General features: G+C 59.7%; 4 protein-coding genes. 2 read left to right on the top strand and 2 right to left on the bottom strand.

Annotated elements, in window-relative coordinates:
* Positions 1–137: 137 nt before the first annotated feature.
* Positions 138–1043 carry an NAD-dependent epimerase/dehydratase family protein gene (locus PMI32_RS00055; protein ID WP_008035828.1) on the bottom strand — a complete coding sequence of 302 codons (906 nt, stop codon included), beginning with the start codon at positions 1041–1043 and terminating at the stop codon, positions 138–140.
* Positions 1044–1193: 150 nt separating this feature from the next.
* Between PMI32_RS00055 and PMI32_RS00060 the strand changes: the two genes are divergently transcribed.
* Complete coding sequence (locus PMI32_RS00060; RefSeq protein WP_008035826.1) at positions 1194–2117, top strand: LysR family transcriptional regulator; 924 nt, start codon at positions 1194–1196, stop codon at positions 2115–2117.
* Between the two features lie 117 nt (positions 2118–2234).
* Positions 2235–3017, top strand: coding sequence for an SDR family NAD(P)-dependent oxidoreductase (locus PMI32_RS00065; protein ID WP_008035824.1), 783 nt, complete (start codon positions 2235–2237; stop codon positions 3015–3017).
* Positions 3018–3046: 29 nt separating this feature from the next.
* Here PMI32_RS00065 and PMI32_RS00070 read toward each other — a convergent pair whose 3' ends face one another.
* Positions 3047–4354, bottom strand: a complete 1308-nt coding sequence (locus PMI32_RS00070) for an OprD family porin (RefSeq protein WP_008035823.1) — start codon at positions 4352–4354, stop codon at positions 3047–3049.
* Positions 4355–4422: the final 68 nt, after the last annotated feature.

The following is a 4422-nucleotide window of genomic DNA, read 5'->3' as shown; positions in this document are numbered from 1 at the left end:
CCGAACGAAAGGGGCAAGAGCGCTTGGTTACTTGGCGCTCTTCCAAGTGACCCGCTGTAAGAGCGGAACCAATAGCCGCCGTTACCGAAGAAACGGATATGCACACACCCAGCAGCATCACCGCATAAAGCGAACAATCACCACTGCACACCGCTAGTCTCGATCCACTGCTGAATCGACTCCCGCTTCGGCGCCCAGCCCAGCAACACACGAGCATTGACCGCGCGCACGCGGCTATTCGAGCCAATGGCAAAGCGCGCCCAATCCCCCAACTCGGCGATCGCCTCATCCGCCGGCCAGCTCTGAATCGCCCCGCCAAAACCCAACGACTTGCTGATCGACGTCGCAATCTCGATAAACGAAGCCTCGCCATTCTCGGCAAAGAACAACGAAGCAGAAGGCGCCTTCTCGATAGCCAGACGATACAACTCCGCCAGGTCTTCGATGTGCACGTTGGACCAGCGATGCACCCCGGCCCCCATGTAAGCCCCCGCGCCATACTTGCGCGATTGAGCGAACAGTTTCGGCAGTTGATCGCTTTTCGCCGGCACGCCCAACGTCTCGCCATAAATCATGGTCGGGCAGAACACGATGCTGCGAATACCCAGCTCAACGCCGGCATTACGCACCAGCTGATTGATCTCGACCCGGTCCTTGCGGATGTCCATCGGCGTGAACGGCGTTTCATCAGTGAAGATGTCCGGGCGTTCATAGGCGCCACGAGCATCATCACCGACCACGCTCGAACCGGAGGTGTGCAACAGCACTTTTCCGCTGCCGCTCAGGGCGCTGATAAACGTTTCCACCGAAGCACGATGGTCGGAGTTGGCGGCGTTGACCACCGCGTCGGCAGCGCGCGCCTGTTCGCTGAGAATATAAGCGTCATCGAGGGTGCCGAGTACCGGGGTGATGCCCAGTGCCTGCAACGCTGCGCGGTGTTCCGGGTTACGCACCAGGCCGCTGACTTCATGGCCCGCATCCACCAGGTATTTGGCCACGGAACCGCCGATGTAACCGGTCACGCCGGTAACGAAAATTTTCAATGGATTATCTCCCTTGCATCTTTGAGTTATGCCCGGCCTCGCATTAAATGGAAGGCGCAGGTATTCCTGGTCAAGGAATCCGGTCACGATACGATCCACTCCGTATATGAGCTAGACTGCTGGAACTACAAGTATCTGTGAATCAAGTTCATGCTAACGATCAAAGACATCAATCGCTCCGGCGAGATGGAAGTGTTCACCCGGGTCGTCAACGCAGGCACCTTCTCTGAAGCCGCACGACGCCTGGACATGTCGCCCTCGGCGGTCAGCAAACTGATTGCGCGTCTTGAGGCACGCTTGGGTGCGCGCTTGTTGCATCGTTCGACGCGGCGTCTGGAGCTCACGGCGGAAGGCGAGCGGTTCAACAACGAATGCCTGCGGATTCTCGAACTGATCGATTCCGCCGAGCGAGATATCGCCAACGTGACCCGGCCTAGCGGGCTGATTCAGGTAAATGCCAACCTGCCGTTCGGTCTGCATTGCCTGTTGCCGCTGCTGCCGGATTTTCTTGCGGCCTACCCGGACATCACGCTGAACGTCGAGCTGACCGACACCGTAGTGGACCTGCTGGAGCGACGCGCGGATGTCGCGATCCGAACCGGCCCGATGAGAGAGTCGAGCCTGGTCCAGCGACGCCTGGGTGAAAGCCGCAAGATCACCGTGGCCTCACCGGGTTACCTCGCCCGCTGGGGACAGCCGAAAACCCTGGAGGAGTTGCAGCGGCATAACCGCCTCAGTTTTGGTTTTCATCGCCATTCCCAGGCCTGGGTTTTTCGCGGCGCTGACGCTCAACGCATCGAGATCGAGCCCAAGGGCAATGTCCTGCTCAGTGACGGCGAGAGCATGCGTCAGTCGGCGCTGGCCGGATTAGGGATCGCCCGGCTGGCGAATTTCCACATCAGCGCCGACATCGAAGCGGGGCGTCTGGTACCGCTGCTGGAGGCATTCGACAGTGGTGAAACCGAGGCGATTCACGCCGTGTTCATCGGTCCGGGGCAGCAATTGCCCCATCGCGTACGGGTGTTCATTGATTTTCTGCTGGAGCGAATCGGGCCGCAGTTGACCTCGCCCTGATTGCAACACAACCCCGCGGTTTCGGTTTTTTGCTGAATCAGTCTTCAGCAACCCTTGAAAGTCTTCACGCCAGGCCTGGGGCACGATTGTCCGTATAACAACAAACCAGGGCTGTTCATGGACTATCAACTGACTGGAAAAACCGCGCTGATCACCGGCGGCGCGACGGGGATCGGCAAGGCCATCGCCCAGCGTTTCATCCTTGAAGGCGTCAACGTGGTCATCAGCGGGCTGTTGGCGGAAGAGGTCGACGCAGCCGTCGCAGAACTGGGTGAGTGCAGCAAAGGGCTGGTGGCAGACTTGACCCAGGAAGGCGCGGCGGAACGTCTGGTGGCCTTGGCCCTTGAGTCCGGGCCGATTGATTTCCTGATCAACAATGTCGGCATCTTCGAGGTCCGGGACTTTTTCGAAACGGACGACGCCCAGTGGTTTCATTACTTCAACGTCAATGTCATGAGCGGTGTGCGCATGACGCGTCTGGTCATGAAGCAGATGCTCGAACGCGGGCACGGTTCGATTGTGTTTATCAGCAGTGAATCCGCGGTCAAGCCACAGCCGTGGATGGTTCATTACGGCGCGATGAAAACCTGCCTGCTGGGGATTTCCCGAGCGTTGGCCGAACTCACCAAAGGCACCGCCGTGCGGGTCAACTCGATCCTGCCGGGGCCGACCTACACCGAGGCGGTCAAGCGTTACCACCGCGAAATCGCTGCCGAGAAAGGCATCACCCCGCAGCAGGTGGTCCACGATTACTTTGACGATACCGAACCGACGTCGTTGATCCGGCGCATGATCGAGCCTGAAGAAGTGGCCTGCAGCGTGCTGCATCTGGCGGCGTCACCGGCGCTCAATGGCATGGCCATGCGCGTCGAGGGCGGCACCATTCGCTCGATTCTATAAGGGGTCGCATCCCTGCGAACCGGTACGCGTTAAAGCAGCGGAATGCTGTAGTTCACGATCAAACGGTTCTGATCCTGATCACGGCTCGCTTCGCTGTTGGACTTGCCGTTGCGCCAGCCAAACCCGACACCCTTGAACGCGCCGGATTGAATCGTGTAATCCAGGCCGAAATCCCGTTCCCATTCCTTCTGGGTGTCGCCGGTGACGGTCTTGATGTTATCGCCGCTGAGGTAGATGACCGAAGCCTTCAAACCAGGCACACCCATACCGGCGAAGTCATACGCATACTGACCGAAAGACGTGCGCTCGCCCGCGCGGGTGAAGGTCTGGATCAGGCGGTCGGTGTACAGGTAAAGGCTGGCGCCGCCCGCACCTTTGTTGGGCAGGTTGCCCTGGCTGAGCTGGGTGAAGTTGCTGCCGCTGGAGACGCTTTGATAACCGGCGGTGAGTGCATGGGCACCGACGGTGTAGATCAGTGCAGCGCTCCAGGTCCGGTTGTCGATTTCGCCATCGGCGCCTTCGGTGTAGCCGCTGATTCGGTAGCCGGACGTGCCTGAGCTGTTGGCGCCGGACGAATCGGTCTTGAAGTAGCGCAGGTCGGTTTTCAGCGATTGATTGTCCGAGATCGCCAGCGTGTGCAACAGGCCGAAAAACTGCTGGGTGTAATAGTTGTCGAGGTTGGCGTAGTAATACTGGGCGGTCAGGTCCTTGGTGATTTTCCAGTCGCCGCCGGCGAAGTCGAAGGCGTTGCTTTCACGGGTGCCGCCGGTGGCCGCCAGGCCTGTCCGGTCGCTTGAGCCACGGCCCGTTGCATGTTCGATGCGGCCACCTGTGAGGGTCAGGTCCTTGAATTCGCTTGAAGTGATCTGGCCGCCGTCGAATGTCTGTGGCAGCACGCGCCCGTCGTTGGACACCAGGATCGGCAGTTTCGGCATCAGCGTGCCCAGGCGCAGCTCGGTTTTCGAGACCTTGACCTTGCCGGTCAACCCCAGCCGGCTCCATTCATCGACTGCGCTGTTGTCGCTGTCCGACGGAATCATGCTGCTGCCGACGTGGCGTCCTTTGCCGCTGTCCAGCGTGATCCCCATCAGCCCGAGCGCATCGACACCAAAGCCGACCATGCCGTCGGTGTAACCCGACTTGAAGTCGAGCATGAAACCCTGCGCCCACTCCTCGGTTTTCGACGGCGCGGCCGGGCCGTCGCGGTTGTCGTTGTTGAAGTAGAAATTCCTCATCCCCAGGGTTGCCTTGCTGTCACTCAGGAAATCGGCGTGGGCCTGGGTGCTCAGTGCAATGGCGCCCAGCGCCAGGGTTACAACGGTGTTCTTGTTGCTCATGTAAATCGCCCCTTTTTTTGTAGTTTTTGAATTCAGGAGGGTGGCTCCCGCCGTGACAGGCGGGGGCG

The sequence above is a fragment of the Pseudomonas sp. GM60 genome, assembly GCF_000282415.1.
Taxonomy (GTDB): Bacteria; Pseudomonadota; Gammaproteobacteria; order Pseudomonadales; family Pseudomonadaceae; genus Aquipseudomonas; species Aquipseudomonas migulae.
This window is presented reverse-complemented; position numbering and strand designations above follow the sequence as displayed.

What these genes read in the sequence shown, in the direction of transcription:
- PMI32_RS00065 (WP_008035824.1), top strand. Translation starts at nt 2,235, where the DNA reads ATGGACTATCAACTGACTGGAAAAACCGCGCTGATCACCGGCGGCGCG.
- PMI32_RS00070 (WP_008035823.1), bottom strand. Translation starts at nt 4,354, where the DNA reads ATGAGCAACAAGAACACCGTTGTAACCCTGGCGCTGGGCGCCATTGCA.
- PMI32_RS00060 (WP_008035826.1), top strand. Translation starts at nt 1,194, where the DNA reads ATGCTAACGATCAAAGACATCAATCGCTCCGGCGAGATGGAAGTGTTC.